Raw genomic sequence first — 16,283 nt, 5'->3', positions numbered from 1 at the left:
AGACGGTTCCGTAGCCCGGATGCAATCCGGGGAAATGAAAAGGGCATCCTGTGGGATGCCCTTTTTTCGTGACGCGGCGGGATCAGTCGTCGCTGTCGTCGTCGTCCCCGCCGTCGACCTTCATGCCCAGCTCCTTGATCTTGCGAGTCAGGGTGTTGCGACCCCAGCCCAGCAGCAGTGCGGCATCCCGACGGCGGCCGGCGGTGTGCTTGAGGGCTGTCTCGATCATGATGCGCTCGAAGGCCGGTACCGCGGTGTCGAGCAGGTTGGACTGGCCACGGGCCAGGGCCTGGTCGGCCCACAGGCGCAGCGCCTGCTCCCAGTTGGTGACGGGCGCGGCATCCTGCGGTTGGGTCAGCAGCTCCGGCGGCAGGTCGTCGACATGCACCTCACGGCCCGAGGCCATCACCGTGATCCAGCGGCAGGTGTTCTCCAGCTGGCGCACGTTGCCCGGCCAGGGCAGGTGCTTGAGGTAGTCCTCGGTTTCGCTCTTGAGCAGCTTGGGCTCCACTGCCAGTTCCTGCGCGGCGCGGGCGAGGAAGTGGTTGGCCAGGGTCGGGATGTCCTCGCGGCGGTCGGCCAGACGCGGGATGTGGATGCGAATGACGTTGAGGCGGTGGAACAGGTCTTCACGGAACTTGCCGGCCTGCACCAGGGTTTCCAGGTTCTGGTGGGTGGCGGCGATGATGCGCACGTCCACCTTCACCGGGGTGTGGCCGCCGACGCGGTAGAACTCGCCATCGGCCAGTACGCGCAACAGGCGCGTCTGGGTGTCGGCCGGCATGTCGCCGATCTCGTCGAGGAACAGGGTGCCGCCGTCGGCCTGCTCGAAGCGTCCGCGGCGCTGGTTGGCCGCGCCGGTGAAGGCGCCTTTCTCGTGGCCGAACAGCTCGGACTCCATCAGGTCCTTGGGGATCGCCGCCATGTTCAGGGCGATGAAGGGCGCTGCGGCACGCGGGCTGTGGCGGTGCAGGGCATGTGCGACCAGCTCCTTGCCGGTCCCGGACTCGCCGTTGATCAGCACGGTGATGTTGGAGTGGGACAGCCGGCCAATGGCGCGGAACACCTCCTGCATCGCCGGCGCCTCGCCGATGATCTCGGGCGTGCGCGCCTGGGCGGCGGGGGCGGCCAGGCTCTGCTGTTCCTGGGCATGCTGGAAGGCACGCTTGACCAGCGACACGGCCTCGTCGACGTCGAACGGCTTGGGCAGGTACTCGAAGGCGCCGCCTTGGTAGCTGGCCACTGCGCTGTCCAGGTCGGAGTGCGCGGTCATGATGATCACCGGCAGGCGTGGATACAGCTCGCGAATGCGCGCCAGCAGGTCGAGGCCACTGGCGCCGGGCATACGGATGTCGGAGATGATCACGTCCGGCTGCTGGCGGGTCAGGCGGGCGAGGACACCGTCGGCACTGTCGAAACTCTGGGTGGTCATGCCTTCCTGTTGCAGGGCCTTTTCCAGTACCCAGCGGATGGAACGATCGTCGTCGACAATCCAGACGGTTTCACTGCGGCTCATGGCGTGGGCGCTCCTTGTTCCAGCGGCAGGAAGATCGAGAATACGGTGTGGCCGGGATAGCTCTCGCATTCGATCAGGCCTTGATGCTGGCTGATGATGTTCTGGGTGATGGCCAGGCCCAGGCCGGTGCCGTCGGCGCGGCCACTGACCATGGGATAGAAGATGGTTTCCTGCAGCTCCGGCGGGATGCCGGGGCCGTTGTCGATGATCTCCACCTTGACCACCAGGCGGTGGCGGGTGTGGCCGATGGTGAACTGGCGCAGGGTGCGGGTGCGCAGGCTGATGCGCCCAAGTCCCATGTCGTGCTTCTGCCCGGCGATCGCCTGCATGGCGTTGCGCACGATGTTGAGCACGGCCTGGATCATCTGCTCACGATCGATGAGCAGGTCGGGAATGCTCGGGTCATAGTCGCGCACCAGGGTGATGCCGCCCTGGCTTTCCGCCTCGATCAGGTTGGCGACGCGCTCCAGCACCTCATGCACGTTGGTCATCGCCAGCGACGGCAGCTTGTTCGAGCCGAGCATGCGGTCGACCAGGTTACGCAGGCGGTCGGCCTCCTCGATGATGACGTTGGTGTAGTCCTTGAGGTCTTCGTTGGGCAGTTCGCGCGAGAGCAACTGAGCCGCGCCGCGAATGCCGCCGAGCGGGTTCTTGATCTCGTGAGCCAGGCCGCGTACCAGCAGCTTGGTGGTCTCCTGCTTGGACAGCTGCGCCTCTTCCTTGGTGATGCGCAACAGGCGGTCGCGTGGGTGCACCTCCAGCAGCAGCAGGGTTTCGCCCTTGCTGAACAGCGGGGTCACCGCGTAGTCCACGGTCAGCGTCTGGCCGGTGGCCGAGGTCAGCACGGCTTCGCGCTTGTTGAACGGATGCGCCTGTTCCACCGCCTGGCGCAGCGAAGTCAGCGCTTCAGGCGATTCGGTGAACAGGTCGCTGATGAACTGACCATGGCTGCGCTGGCCGCTCACGGCCAGGAGCATTTCCGCCGCCGGGTTCATGTACTCAAGGCACAGCTGGCTGTTGAGCAACAGGGTGGCGGTGGTCAGGTTGTCGAGTAGCAGGCGGTGCAGTGCGTCGTTGATGGTCATAGGCAGCGCGTTCCGGCAATGGGCAGGAAAATGCAAGAAGCAAACCAAGGCCCCGAAAAGACGCATTTTTTGTGCGGTCTGCCAGGTTTTGGTTGTGTGGCGGCGCGGCTGGGCGGGGAAAAACGACCCAAAACAGGGAGAGTTTAGGAGGTGGTGCGTCAGTGCGCACCATAAAGGTGCGCTCTGTCAGAAGAAGGGCAGGATGCTCACGTCTTCCTTGGGTTTGTCCTTGAGCGGGCACTCGGGACGTACGCCGTAGTCGTTCTTCTTGCAGGGGTTGACCTTGCGCTTCTGCGCCAGGCTCATCCGGTGCATGTGGAACGGCTGTGGCGGTGTGCGCTCGACGATGAGCCCGGCGGCGTCGATGATTTCCGCGGCCAGCTGATGGGTGCCTCGGTCGACGTGCTGCAGCGAGAATACCGGGCTGCGGCTCGCCTCGCCCTGCAGCTCGCCATCGAGCAGCAGGCGATAGCTGTGCCCTGGCAGCAGGCCGGGTTCGCTGGTAAGGGTGACGATCATGTCGCCGGAGCCATTGTGAATCGAGGCGTCGGGCTCGGGGACGAGGATGCGCAGGACCTGATAGTGCATGACCGGTTTAGTAACGGCGGGCGCCGGGGCCACGCGCACGGTCGGTGCCGGCGCGTTGAGCTGCGCGCTGTTGGACGGGGCGAGGATCACCCGTTCGGCGCTGCTGCTGCGCGGTTTGTCCGTGAACACGCGGTTACCCTCGGCGTCGATGTAGGTGTACACCTGGGCCAGGGCGGTCTGGGTCATGAGCAGCAGGCCGAGCAACAGCGTACGCATGGTGATGGGGTGCTTCACGGCGCGCCACGAGCCGGGCTGTTGACGCTGATGCGCTGCACGGTGAAGGTCTCCGTCGCGCTCTGCTGGACGATGCGATCACCGGCCATCACCGCGACGGCCAGGCTGTGCTCGCCACGGTCGACGTTGGTCAGTTGCAGGCTCGGGACATTGCTCGCCTGGCCGTAGGGCTCGCCGTCGAGGATGAGGCGCAGGCGGTGGCCGGCTTGCAGGCGTGGCTGGATGTTCACGCTGACGATGAAAGTGCCGTTGTTGGCGCGCATCGCCTCTTCGTCAGGAATGCCCTGCAGGCTCAGCACGGAGTAGGGCGCTGCGCTCTGGCTGGTGTCGCTGTCGTGCTTCTGGTCGGCCGGGACGTTCGGCGTCTTCATGTCGACCGTGTTGGTGCGCGGCAGGGTGACGCTCTCGCTGGGCGTGCCTTCCGGTGGCTGATTGGTGAACACCGTGTTGCCGTTGGCGTCGGTGTATTTGTAGATCTGCGCGCTGGCCGGCAGGGCCAGGGCGAGCAACAGGCAGGCGAGTAACGGGCGCATGGGCCGATCCTTCCGCGGATGATGCGCTAAGCCTTGCACTGCTGAGGATTCCTGGCAAGCGCAGGGCGTCGTGGCTGTGATGCCCGGCCCTAAATCAGCTGCGCCGCGTCTGCCCCTGAAATGAAAAAAGCCCCGCCTGGCAGGGCCGGGCGGGGCTTTCGAACGCGCCGCCCGAAGGCGGCGCGGCACTGGCTTAGACGCTGTAGTACAGGTCGTATTCCAGCGGGTGTACGAAGGTACGTACCTTGATTTCTTCTTCGCTCTTCAGCTCGATGTAGGCATCGATGAAGTCGTCGGAGAACACGCCGCCCTTGGTCAGGAACGCGCGGCCCTTGTCCAGCTCTTCCAGGGCTTCTTTCAGGCTGCCGCAAACCTGCGGGATCAGCTTGCCTTCTTCCGGCGGCAGATCGTAGAGGTTCTTGTCAGCGGCATCGCCCGGGTGGATCTTGTTCTGGATGCCGTCCAGACCGGCCATCAGCAGAGCGGCGAAGGCCAGGTACGGGTTGGCAGCCGGGTCCGGGAAGCGCGCTTCGATGCGGCGGGCTTTCGGGCTGGCGACGTACGGGATACGGATCGAGGCGGAGCGGTTGCGAGCCGAGTAGGCCAGCATGACCGGTGCTTCGAAGCCCGGAACCAGACGCTTGTAGGAGTTGGTCGACGGGTTGGTGAAGCCGTTCAGGGCCTTACCGTGCTTGATGATGCCGCCGATGAAGTACAGGGCGGTCTCGGACAGGCCGGCATAGCCTTCACCGGAGAAGGTGTTCTTGCCGTCCTTGGAGATCGACATGTGCACGTGCATGCCCGAGCCGTTGTCGCCGTACAGCGGCTTCGGCATGAAGGTCGCGGTCTTGCCGTAGGCGTCGGCCACGTTGTGCACGCAGTACTTCAGGGTCTGAACTTCGTCAGCCTTGTTGACCAGGGTGTTGAACTTCACGCCGATTTCGTTCTGACCGGCAGTGGCCACTTCGTGGTGGTGCACTTCGACGACCAGGCCCATCTCTTCCATGGCGTTGCACATGGCGGTACGGATTTCGTGGTCGTGGTCGCACGGCGGAACCGGGAAGTAACCGCCCTTGACGGCCGGGCGGTGACCCTTGTTGCCGCCTTCGACGTCGCCGTCGGTCATCCAGGAACCTTGCTCGGAGTAGATCTTGAACATCGAGCCGGAGATGTCGGACTTGAACTTGACTTCGTCGAAGATGAAGAACTCGGGCTCCGGGCCGACGAATACGGTGTCGCCGATGCCGGTGGACTTCAGGAACTCTTCGGCGCGCTTGGCGATGGAACGCGGGTCGCGGTCATAGCCCTGCATGGTGCTCGGCTCGATGATGTCGCAGACCAGGATCAGGGTCGGTTCTTCGGTGAACGGATCCAGTACGGCGGTCTCGTCGACCGGCATCAGGATCATGTCGGAGGCTTCGATGCCTTTCCAGCCATGGATGGACGAGCCGTCGAACATCTTGCCGTGCTCGAAGAAATCTTCGTCCAGGGCGTCACGGGCCGGCATGGTCACGTGGTGCTGCTTGCCCTTGGTGTCGGTGAAGCGCAGGTCTACCCACTTCACGTCGTGTTCTTTGATCAGTTGAACAGCCTTAGACATGTTGTCCTCCAGGTGGAAAAGGCTCCTATCTATGAGCCTCGAATGTACGGTGAAGCCCGGCGGGATAGTCCGTCAGGGCGACCTGCCTCACAAGGGAGCAAATTGCATGCCAGTGCCCTGTATTGGGCAGAAGCCTGGAAACTCAGGCATGGCGCCGGCTGCGCGGATTTTCCCTGGAGATATTTGCACTGATATGGGGCTGCAAATTATGGCTATGCCCGCTTTTGGTGCGCCGCGTGTTCGTTGCAGTATTTTTGGTCAAAGCTTGAGCAATTTCCGCTATAATCCGCGCCCCTGTTTTTTCGTCGCCTCGAGCGGGCGCCTTATCCATGAAACTGATCGTCAAAGTTTTCCCTGAAATCACCATCAAGAGTCGCCCGGTGCGCAAGCAGTTCATCCGCCAGTTGGGGAAGAACATCCGTGCCGTGCTGCGCGACCTCGACCCCGCACTGCGGGTGACCGGTGTGTGGGACAACCTGGAGGTCGAGACCGACCTGGACGATCCGCGCCTGCTCGCCGAGATGACCGAACGCCTGCGCAACACGCCGGGCATTGGTCTGTTCCTCGAAGTCAACGAGTACCCACTGGGTGACCTCGACGAGATCACCGAGCACTGCAAGCGCCACTACGCCGACCAGCTGCCGGGCAAGATCTTCGCCGTGCGTTGCAAGCGCGGCGGCAAGCATGCGTTCAGCTCCATCGATGTCGAACGCCATGTCGGCAGCCGACTGCGTCAGGAGTGCGCTGCTGCCGGTATCGACCTGAAGAAGCCGGAAGTCGAAGTGCGCATGGAGATCCGCGACCAGCGCCTGTTCGTGGTGCACCATCGTCACGAAGGCCTGGGCGGGTATCCGCTGGGCTCGCTGGAGCAGACCCTGGTGCTGATGAGTGGCGGCTTCGACTCCACCGTGGCGGCTTATCAGATGATGCGCCGCGGCCTGGTCAGCCACTTCTGCTTCTTCAATCTCGGCGGTCGTGCCCATGAGCTGGGCGTGATGGAGGTTGCGCACTATATCTGGCAGAAGTTCGGCCGCTCGCAGCGCGTGCTGTTCATCAGCGTGCCGTTCGAAGAGGTGGTCGGCGAGATTCTCTCCAAGGTCGACAACAGCCAGATGGGCGTGATCCTCAAGCGCATGATGCTGCGTGCCGCGACCCGCGTGGCCGAGCGCCTGGATATCGAGGCGCTGGTGACCGGCGAGGCGATCAGTCAGGTGTCCAGCCAGACGCTGACCAACCTGGCGGTGATCGACTCGGCCACCGACATGCTGGTGATGCGCCCGCTGATCGCCAGCCACAAGCAGGACATCATCGATACCGCCACGCAGATCGGCACCGCCGAGTTTGCCAAGAACATGCCCGAGTACTGCGGGGTGATCTCGGTAAACCCGACCACCAAGGCCCGTGGTTACCGCGTGGAGAAGGAAGAAGCGCAGTTCGACATGGCCATTCTCGAGCGTGCCCTGGAGCGCGCGACCCAGCTGCCGATCGATCGGGTGATCGACGAGCTGGGCAAGGATGTGCAGGTCGAGACCGTTTCCGAGGCGCTGGCCGGACAGATCGTCATCGACATCCGCCATCCCGATGCCGCCGAAGACGAGCCGCTCGAGGTGCCCGGCGTCGAAGTGCAGGCGCTGCCCTTCTATGCACTGAACAACAAATTCAAGGAACTGGATGAGAATCGCCAGTACCTGCTGTATTGCGACAAGGGCGTGATGAGTCGCCTGCATGCCCACCACCTGCTGAGCGAGGGGCATGCCAATGTGCGCGTTTATCGTCCGGCATAGAACGCCGGGGCTCAATGGCGGAAGTATCCGCCATCGCCCTCCCGACCTCGGGCGCTGATCCCCTTTTCTTCATATTCGTCGTCCAGGCTGGGCGACACACCGAATCCTCTGATCGAGATACACACAGTGATCGAAAATCTGCGCAACATCGCCATCATCGCCCACGTCGACCATGGCAAAACCACCCTCGTCGACAAACTGCTGCGTCTGTCCGGCACCCTCGACCGCAAAGAAGCGGAAAACGAGCGCGTGATGGACTCCAACGACCAGGAGAAAGAGCGCGGCATCACCATTCTGGCGAAGAACACCGCACTGAAGTGGGGCGACTACAACATCAACATCGTCGACACCCCCGGACACGCCGACTTCGGCGGTGAAGTGGAGCGTGTGATGAGCATGGTCGACTCCGTGCTGCTGGTGGTCGACGCCCAGGACGGCCCGATGCCGCAGACCCGCTTCGTGACCCAGAAGGCATTCAAGGCCGGCCTGCGTCCGATCGTCGTGGTCAACAAGATCGACCGTCCGGGCGCGCGTCCTGACTGGGTCATCGACCAGATCTTCGACCTGTTCGACAACCTCGGCGCCACCGACGAGCAGCTGGACTTCCCCATCGTTTACGCCTCGGCCCTGAACGGCATCGCCGGCATGGATCACGAGAACATGGACGACAACATGGACGCCCTGTTCCAGGCCATCGTCGACCACGTGCCGGCACCGGTCGTCGATGCCACTGGTCCGTTCCAGATGCAGATCTCCCAGCTGGACTACAACAGCTTCCTCGGCGTGATCGGTATCGGCCGCATCGCCCGCGGCACCGTCAAGGCCAACAGCCCGGTGACCGCCATCGGCGCCGACGGCAAGAAGCGCAACGGCCGCATCCTGAAGATCATGGGTCACTCCGGTCTGCAGCGCGTCGAAGTGCAGGAAGCCACTGCGGGCGACATCGTCTGCGTATCGGGCATGGACGAGCTGTTCATCTCCGACACCCTGTGCGACCAGAACAACGTCGAGGCCCTGCCGCCGCTGACCGTCGACCAGCCGACCGTGAGCATGACCTTCCAGGTCAACGACTCGCCGTTCGCCGGCAAGGAAGGCAAGTTCGTCACCAGCCGCAACATCAAGGACCGTCTGGACAAGGAGCTGCTGCACAACGTGGCGCTGCGTGTCGAGCCGGGCGAGACTCCTGAGAAGTTCAAGGTCTCCGGCCGTGGCGAGCTGCACCTGTCGGTACTGATCGAAACCATGCGCCGTGAAGGCTTCGAACTGGCCGTTGGCCGTCCGGAAGTGGTGATCATCGAGAACGAGGCCGGCGACAAGCAGGAGCCGTACGAGAACGTCACCATCGACATCGAAGAGCAGCATCAGGGTTCGGTGATGGAGCAGATGGGCCTGCGCAAGGGCGATCTGACCAACATGATCCCCGACGGCAAGGGTCGTATCCGCCTGGAGTACACCATCCCGGCACGTGGCCTGATCGGCTTCCGTAACAACTTCCTGACCCTGACCTCGGGCAGCGGCATCCTGACCTCGACCTTCAGTCACTATGGCGCGATCAAGGCCGGTGAAGTGTCCAACCGTCAGAACGGTGTACTGGTCTCCATGGCCACCGGCACCGCGCTGACCTACTCGCTGGAAACCCTGCAGGCGCGCGGCAAGCTGTTCCTCGAGCCGGGCCAGGAAATCTACGAAGGCCAGCTGGCCGGTATCAACAGCCGTGACAACGACCTGGTGATCAACCCCACCAAGGGCAAGAAGCTCGACAACATGCGCGCTTCCGGCAAGGACGAAGTCATCGCTCTGGTGCCGCCGATCAAGTTCACCCTCGAGCAGGCGCTGGAATTCATCGCCGACGACGAGCTGGTGGAAGTGACGCCGAAGTCGATCCGTCTGCGCAAGAAGTACCTGAACGAGAACGACCGCAAGCGCTTCGAACGCGCCAAGGTCTAACGGCAGCTATCAGCAGCACGCTGCAAGTTGCAAGGGAAAGCCCCGTCAGAGCGATCTGGCGGGGTTTTTCATTGTGTGGCGCTCATCGGGCATCGCGCTCCATGCGGCAAAAGAAAACCCCGGCCTCCTTGCGGAGCCGGGGTTTTGCGTATCTGCCTCAGCCGCGCTGCGGTCGACAGGCCAGCAGCCCGTAGGCCGTCAGTCCGATCAACAGCAGCAGGCTGAGCGTCATCACTCGCCCGCCACCTGGCGCAGCGACTGTGCCGGGGTGTCGCCGAGGTTGTTGAGCATGCGCTCGCTGTACCAGTTGATGAAGTTGATCACGCCGAACTCGTAGGTCTTCGAGTAGGGGCCGGGCTGGTAGGCGGTGGAGTTGATGCCGCGCTGGTTTTCCTCGGCCAGGCGACGGTCCTGGTCGTTGGTGGCGTCCCATACCTGGCGCAGGCGGGCGACGTCATAGTCGACGCCTTCCACGGCATCCTTGTGCACCAGCCACTTGGTGGTGACCATGGTTTCCTGGGCGCTGATCGGCCACACGGTGAAGACGATCATGTGATCGCCCATGCAGTGGTTCCACGAATGCGGCAGGTGCAGGATGCGCATCGAGCCGAGGTCCGGGTCGGTGATGCGGCCCATCAGCTTCTTGCAGCCCTGCTTGCCATCCATGGTCATGGAGACGGTGCCCTTGAGCAGCGGCATGCGCACGATGCGGTTGCGCAGGCCGAAGCTGGCGTGAGCGTAGGGGATGTTGTCCTTGTCCCAGCGGGTGGTGCACTCGGCGACCTGATCCTTGAACGCCTGGCTGGCGCGCGGATCGGTGACGTCGTCCCACTCCAGCAGGGTGTTGAGCAGTTCGGGGTGCGAGCCGTTGCAGTGGTAGCACTCGCGGTTGTTCTCGAGCACCAGCTTCCAGTTGGCCTTCTCCATCAGGGTGGTCTGCACGGCCACCTTGGTGTTCTCCATGTCGTAGGGTTCCATGTAGTGCGTCAGGGTCGCGAGGAACTCGTCGATGGCTGGCGGGTTTTCCGCCAGGGAGATGAAGATGTAGCCGCCGGCGGTCTTGCAGGCGACCGGCTTGAGGCTGTAGTCGGCAAGGTTGAAGCCTTCGCCCATCTCGGTGCCGGCGAACAGCAGGCGGCCGTCCAGTTCGTAGGTCCACTGGTGGTAGGGGCAGACCAGCTTGGCGACCTTGCCCTTGTCGCTGACGCACAGGCGCGAGCCGCGATGGCGGCAGACGTTGTGGAAGGCGTGCACCTGGCCGTCATTGCCGCGCAGGACGATGACCGGGTTGTCACCGATCTGCAGGGTGAGGAAGTTGCCCTTGGTCGGGATTTCGCTGGTCATGCCGGCGATCAGCCATTCCTTGTGGAAGATCTCCTGCATGTCGACCTGGAACAGGCGCTCGTCGTTGTAGAAGGGCTGCGGCAGCGAGAAGCTGTGATCGCGCTCGTTGAGCATCTGTGCGGTCGCCTTGCGGACGGGCTCCAGCGGGTCGCCCAGGCTCAGGTTTTGGGTGCAGTCCATGATGACTCCTCATTGGCGGGTGCCTGGCACCTGCCGGAAATAGTGGCTGTTACGGTATGTGCCGCAAGGTGTCGAGCGGTCGCTGCTGCCTGCTAAGGGCACGCATGCTTGGTGAGGCGGAGTGTGGATCCGGCCCGCGCTGAATCCTTATCCATGGGCGACATGGCCGGATGCGTTTCCGACGCGCCAAGCCCCGTGCAATGGGGCAGGTCGCGATAAGCATGCGGATGTCGCTGGTGGATAAATGACGTCCGCCAGCCTTTCGCACAATCCGCTGCAATTAGGCCGATGTCCGGCCGTGTGGAGAGTCGTTCATGACCGCCAACGCCTTCCTCAATCCGGTAACTACCCAGACCTGGACCAATGGCCGCCACGTGGTGCGCTGCGTCAAGGTCATTCAGGAAACCTGGGATGTGCGCACCTTCTGCTTCATGGCCGATCAGCCGGTGCTGTTCTTCTTCAAGCCCGGGCAGTTCGTCACCCTGGAACTGGAGATCGAGGGGCAGCCGATCATGCGCTCCTACACCATTTCCAGTTCACCGTCGGTGCCCTACAGCTTCTCCATCACCATCAAGCGGGTGCCGGGCGGCCGGGTTTCCAACTGGCTGCACGACAACCTCAAGGAAGGCGACGAGGTGCCGGTGCACGGCCCGGTGGGGCTGTTCAACGCCATCGACTTCCCGGCGGACAAGGTGCTGTTCCTGTCCGGTGGGGTCGGCATCACTCCGGTGATGTCGATGGCGCGCTGGTTCTACGACACCAACGCCAATGTCGACATGGTGTTCGTGCACAGCGCGCGCTCGCCGAAGGACATCATCTACCAGCGCGAGCTGGAGCACATGGCCGCTCGCATCAACAACTTCAGCCTGCATGTGATTTGCGAGAAGCATGGCCTGGGCGAGTCCTGGGCGGGCTATCGCGGCTACCTGAACAAGGCGATGCTGGAGCTGATGGCGCCGGACTACCTGGAGCGGGAAATCTTCTGCTGCGGCCCGACCCCCTACATGGGCGCGGTCAAGCGCCTGCTGGAGGCGGCGGGTTACGACATGAGCCGCTACCACGAGGAAGCGTTCGGGCCGACGCCGCCGGAGATTCGCGCCGAGGTCAAGGAACTGGCCGCCGAGGCGGCCGATGCGCCGGAAGTGCCGGTCGGCGAGCTCAATCAGGTGGAGTTCTCCAGTACCGGCAAGAGCATCCGGGTGGCACCGGGGGAAACCGTGCATGCGGCGGCGGCCAAGCTCGGCCTGCACATTCCCAAGGCCTGCGGCATGGGGATCTGCGGCACCTGCAAGGTCATGAAAACCTCCGGCGAGGTGGAGATGGAGCACAATGGCGGCATCACCGACGAAGACGTCGCCGAGGGCTACATCCTGTCCTGCTGCAGCGTGCCGAAGGGCGACGTGGCGATCGATTACTGACGCAGCTGCCGGCGGCATGGCGCATCGGGTTTCAGTGGCTCTGCGTCATGGTGTCTGCGGTGGGCTGCAACGCCACTCATGCGTGCCCTCCAGGCGTTCGGCATCCCTCACCGACCAGTTGCCGGCGCTACCGACCAAGCAGAAGCGCTTGTAGAACCACGCTCGTCGACGCTTCTGATCGCCAGCCTGTAGCAGAACCTCATAGATGCCCGGCTCAAGCGCACGAGGTGGGACCCTGGTCTCGAAGGAGGCAACAGGCTGGCCATACTCGATGCAGGTGTCGGGGCGTAGCTGCACGGTGGAACTCGTGGTGCCGGGTGGCAGGCTGGCTTCCCATGCCTGCGCTGACGGTCGATTGACCTGTACTGCATACAGCTCCACCTGATTCTGGTCGAGGCGAGCGTTGCGAGAAAAGAAGCCAGGCACTTCATAGGTTTCACTGGCTCCGATGCACAGCGCCTCGTCACGTATCCAGGCACGTGCGTCACCATCATGGTGTCGAGACATCGCATAGCCGTCACACACGCAGACGAGGGCCAGGATTGGCAGTAAAACGCTACGGAAGCAGTTTGCGGTCATTTGGATTGCTCAGAAAATCGCCGAGAACGTTCTTGTAAGCGTCTATGCTGGGCACTCGCCTGCCACTGGCACTCCTCGTGGCGTTGTTGGTCGACCAGCAATAGTAGTCGGCGATGATGTCGCCCTGTTGCTCCATGTTGAAGTCCTGCAGCTTGTCGCCAGGCTTAAGTTCGTACTGGTAGGGATCGCCAAGAAGCCCCCAAAGCGTGCCGGGGTGCAGCAGCAGGCCATGTAGTCTGACCCAATACCCGAGTTGGTATTGCCATACATGCACCATCTCATGCATGAACCAGTGTTGATCATTGGGGAGAAGGGAGAAGTCTTCCTTGTAGTAATCCGGATTGAAGTACATCTCACCATTTGGGGTCATCGCCGTATTGTCCGGTTGTAGACCGAACGGCAGATATTCTTCGCTGTGGATTTTTATCTTGGTGTAGTCAACCGAGTCTTTGAACAGGCTTTGCGCCATGGCGAGTTCGCCACTGGTCAGCATTCTGAACCTGTCGCTCTTGTTCACCGGTATAGGCGCTGTTTTCGTTCCGGCGTTTTGCGTTGTTTGCACTCCACTCAACGGGATCGATATACCGCTTGCCTGAGTCTGTACATGGCGGCCGCAGCAGTTCGATGCGGCCGTCGGTGGCAGCAGCTCTACGTTGGTGATAGCCATCTGCGTGAAGGTCCGTATTGCCTGGGTCGTGCCGGATGTATCTGTAATTCCTTTCTGAATTGAGCCATCTGCCAGGGTTACCCTGTACGGCAAGCACGAATACGCCTGCCCGTTGCTAGCCAAGAGTTGTAGCTGGCAACTGAAGGCGCTCGGCAGGGAGGTAGGTGCGGTGAAAGGGGCAGACGCGTGCTGGTTCCCGACTACTACATCTCCCGAGCCGGTAATGATGCTGCCGCCGTGACTGGTAGAGCTGCCGAGAAAGGCGATCGGTAATCCATTGACCAGAATACTGCTCATGCCTTCGGCCACGGTATCGCCGCAAGCACTGTTATCGCCTATTCGTAGTGTTGGTAGGCCATTGATCAGAACATCGGGGGAGCCGGTGACGGTTGGGTTGACGGCGTGTCCCGGCAGGGGGCAAGCATCTTGGTCACTTTGGCGAGCTGCGGGTTTGGACATGTCTTTGCTTCCTGCAATGGTATCCGACAGGCCTGGATCCGGCGGCCTGTGTTTTTGGTGTCTTTACATGGTTGATAGTTCCCCGAGTGATCGGTCTCATTCCATGACGTGTGTCGCTATTCGAGGGAATAGTCGAGGCTTAGGTGACGCAGCGACCATCCCGGGTCAGGCCGCTCGGCTGCATGGAAGGGCGCGTTGCGCCGCTGCCATGCTCAGCCAGGGCAGATTGCTCAGGCACCCATCACTTCGCGGATATCGGCGGCCAGCTGGCGCACGCGGGCTTCGTCGGTATCCCAGCTGCACATGAAGCGTGCGCCGCCGGCGCCGATGAAGGTGTAGAAGCGCCAGCCGCGGGCGGTCAGGGCGGCGATGGCGGGTTCCGACAGCTGCAGGAACACACCGTTGGCCTCCACCGGGAACATCAGGCTGACGCCCGGTACGTCGGCGACCAGCGTGGCCAGCAGTTGCGCGCAGTGGTTGGCGTGGTTGGCGTACTTCAGCCAGGCGTCGTCCTGCAGGATGCCGACCCAGGGAGCCGACAGGTAGCGCATCTTCGAGGCCAGCTGGCCAGCCTGCTTGCAGCGGTAGTCGAAGTCCTCGGCGAGGGCCTTGTCGAAGAAGATGATGGCTTCGCCCACGGCCATGCCGTTCTTGGTGCCGCCGAAGCACAGCACATCGACGCCGGCCTTCCAGGTCAGCTCCGCCGGGCTGCAGCCGAGGAAGGCGCAGGCGTTGGAGAAGCGGGCACCGTCCATGTGCAGGTGCAGGCCGAGTTCCTCGCAGGTCTGGCTGATGGCGCGGACCTCTTCGGGACGGTAAACGGTGCCGACCTCGGTGGCCTGGGTGAGGGTCACCACGCGCGGTTTCGGGTAGTGGATGTCCTGGCGCTTGAGTGCCACGTCGCGAATCGCCTGCGGGGTCAGCTTGCCGTTGTCGGTCCGGGCCAGCAGTAGCTTGGAGCCGTTGGAGAAGAACTCCGGAGCGCCGCATTCGTCGGTCTCGACGTGCGCGGTCTCCGAGCAGATCACGCTGTGGTAGCTCTGGCACAGCGAGGCCAGGGCCAGGGAGTTGGCCGCTGTGCCGTTGAAGGCGAAGAACACCTCGCAGTCGGTCTCGAACAGGCGGCGGAAGTGATCGGCGGCGCGCGCCGTCCACTCGTCATCACCGTAGGCGCGCTGGTGGCCCAGGTTGGCTTCGGCCATGGCTGCCCAGGCTTCGGGACAGATGCCGGAATAGTTGTCGCTGGCGAATTGCTGGGCATTGTCGGGCATTGGCGCGTTCCTTCTGAGTTGCAGCCGGCGAGGGTGCCGGCAAAGCCACCACTTTACTCCGTGGCTGGTGGGATGGACGTCCGTGGCGGCGACGACTTGTTGTGTCGATGCGTACTGCCGGGTCGGATCCTGAATGACCGTTCGCCGCAGGGAGGGAACTCGTGTCGGCGGATGGTGTTCCCACTACAGAGGGCGGCATCTGGCCCGTCTTCCGCAATCAAGAGAAGGAGTTTCATATGACCTATCGTCACCTGCTCGCCATCGCGCTGCCACTGGTCGTGGCCGTACCCGCCTCCGCCGCCGAGTGGTCCGACAATGCCAAGACCGAGTTCGTTCAGCAGTGTATCGCTGGTGCTCCGGCAGGCTATGAGGAGCCACAGCTGCGAGCGTATTGCGACTGCGCCGCGACCAAGGTCAGTCAGGAATTCAGCGAGGCCGAGCTGCAAGCCATGAGCCGTCAGTCGCCGCCCGATCAGGCCATGCAGCAGCGTCTGGTGAATGCATCCAGCAGCTGCAGCGGCAAGCTCAAGCCTTGAGTCGCATTGAGCAAATAGCACACGCTTGCGCCGGAGCCGCATCGGCTCTGGCCTGGCGCCGGTTTTCCACAGACAGCCCACAGCACTGCTCACAGTATTTGTGCACGAGCAGATGCTATCTTATTGATCCTGCTCGATTTTTGCTCTTGCCTCGGTAAGCCCCGCCAGCACTGGCCTGGGCCGTTAACCGAACAGTCTATGCACAGCTTCATCCACATAATCTGTGCATATCCCCAGCGTTCCTCCCCTTGTCGTCCCGGTCGCAGGTGGACAACTCAGTCCGCGCGCAGCCCTGGGTGGATATCGATCAGTTCAGCGTACGTCAGGCCCTGCGCGGCCCCTGGCCTGGTATGGACAGCTTTTCCACAGGCTGTTCCACCGCTTCTGTGTATGTCTCTGGTTATTAACTTATTGATATTGCTCGGGAAATGACCTGGTTCCGGGAGCCCGCGTGGCATCGGCCCTGCGCCCGCTTGTGCACCGCTTATCCACCGAACGATCCCCGTTTTCTGTGCGCAAGAGGCGCCGCCCGGGTGGCGCTT

General features: G+C 62.7%; 13 protein-coding genes. 4 read left to right on the top strand and 9 right to left on the bottom strand.

All coding sequences use genetic code 11. The annotated features are described in order from the left end of the window. Positions 1 to 82: 82 nt before the first annotated feature. From ntrC to glnA, 5 genes are all read right to left on the bottom strand, one after another. Positions 83 to 1,516, bottom strand: coding sequence for a nitrogen regulation protein NR(I) (gene ntrC, locus EWH21_RS22415; protein WP_037056525.1), 1,434 nt, complete (start codon positions 1,514 to 1,516; stop codon positions 83 to 85). After that, a complete protein-coding gene (gene glnL, locus EWH21_RS22410; RefSeq protein ID WP_277699364.1) occupies positions 1,513 to 2,601 on the bottom strand; it encodes a nitrogen regulation protein NR(II) in 1,089 nt (362 codons plus the stop codon). The genes ntrC and glnL overlap by 4 nt, the downstream gene beginning before the upstream one ends. Before the next feature lie 186 nt (positions 2,602 to 2,787). Continuing rightward, positions 2,788 to 3,405: a DUF4124 domain-containing protein gene (locus EWH21_RS22405; RefSeq protein ID WP_134676521.1), complete on the bottom strand. Its 618-nt coding sequence runs from the start codon at positions 3,403 to 3,405 to the stop codon at positions 2,788 to 2,790. A 14-nt stretch (positions 3,406 to 3,419) separates the two neighbouring features. Continuing rightward, entirely contained in the window at positions 3,420 to 3,956 is a 537-nt protein-coding gene (locus EWH21_RS22400) for a DUF4124 domain-containing protein (RefSeq protein ID WP_277699363.1), read from the bottom strand. Between the two features lie 193 nt (positions 3,957 to 4,149). Further along, positions 4,150 to 5,556, bottom strand: a complete 1,407-nt coding sequence (glnA, locus tag EWH21_RS22395; RefSeq protein WP_037056518.1) for a glutamate--ammonia ligase — start codon at positions 5,554 to 5,556, stop codon at positions 4,150 to 4,152. A 329-nt stretch (positions 5,557 to 5,885) separates the two neighbouring features. On the opposite strand from glnA, the gene thiI reads away from it, so the two are divergent. Next, positions 5,886 to 7,340, top strand: a complete 1,455-nt coding sequence (thiI, locus tag EWH21_RS22390; protein ID WP_175252706.1) for a tRNA uracil 4-sulfurtransferase ThiI — start codon at positions 5,886 to 5,888, stop codon at positions 7,338 to 7,340. Between the two features lie 126 nt (positions 7,341 to 7,466). Beyond that, positions 7,467 to 9,287, top strand: a complete 1,821-nt coding sequence (typA, locus tag EWH21_RS22385) for a translational GTPase TypA (protein ID WP_047585814.1) — start codon at positions 7,467 to 7,469, stop codon at positions 9,285 to 9,287. A gap of 231 nt (positions 9,288 to 9,518) precedes the next feature. Here typA and gbcA read toward each other — a convergent pair whose 3' ends face one another. Continuing rightward, positions 9,519 to 10,811, bottom strand: a complete 1,293-nt coding sequence (gbcA, locus tag EWH21_RS22380; RefSeq protein WP_277699362.1) for a glycine-betaine demethylase subunit GbcA — start codon at positions 10,809 to 10,811, stop codon at positions 9,519 to 9,521. Between the two features lie 314 nt (positions 10,812 to 11,125). On the opposite strand from gbcA, the gene gbcB reads away from it, so the two are divergent. Then, positions 11,126 to 12,229, top strand: coding sequence for a glycine-betaine demethylase subunit GbcB (gbcB, locus tag EWH21_RS22375; RefSeq protein ID WP_152489799.1), 1,104 nt, complete (start codon positions 11,126 to 11,128; stop codon positions 12,227 to 12,229). Positions 12,230 to 12,274: 45 nt separating this feature from the next. Here the strand turns inward: gbcB and EWH21_RS22370 are convergent, their stop codons facing one another. From EWH21_RS22370 to EWH21_RS22360, 3 genes are all read right to left on the bottom strand, one after another. Then, entirely contained in the window at positions 12,275 to 12,808 is a 534-nt protein-coding gene (locus tag EWH21_RS22370) for a hypothetical protein (RefSeq protein WP_256663020.1), read from the bottom strand. Continuing rightward, complete coding sequence (locus EWH21_RS22365; protein WP_152489798.1) at positions 12,786 to 13,934, bottom strand: PAAR domain-containing protein; 1,149 nt, start codon at positions 13,932 to 13,934, stop codon at positions 12,786 to 12,788. Before EWH21_RS22365 ends, EWH21_RS22370 begins: the two co-directional genes overlap by 23 nt. 230 nt (positions 13,935 to 14,164) lie before the next feature. Then, entirely contained in the window at positions 14,165 to 15,205 is a 1,041-nt protein-coding gene (locus tag EWH21_RS22360) for a low specificity L-threonine aldolase (protein WP_175252707.1), read from the bottom strand. Between the two features lie 236 nt (positions 15,206 to 15,441). Between EWH21_RS22360 and EWH21_RS22355 the strand changes: the two genes are divergently transcribed. After that, positions 15,442 to 15,741, top strand: coding sequence for a hypothetical protein (locus EWH21_RS22355; RefSeq protein WP_037056501.1), 300 nt, complete (start codon positions 15,442 to 15,444; stop codon positions 15,739 to 15,741). The last annotated feature ends 542 nt before the right edge of the window (positions 15,742 to 16,283 follow it).

Origin of the sequence: Pseudomonas sp. REST10 (assembly GCF_029542605.1) — a bacterium.
Classification (GTDB): Bacteria; Pseudomonadota; Gammaproteobacteria; order Pseudomonadales; family Pseudomonadaceae; genus Aquipseudomonas; species Aquipseudomonas khazarica.
The sequence above is the reverse complement of the archived record's forward strand: the minus strand, read 5'-3'. Positions and strand labels throughout refer to the sequence as shown.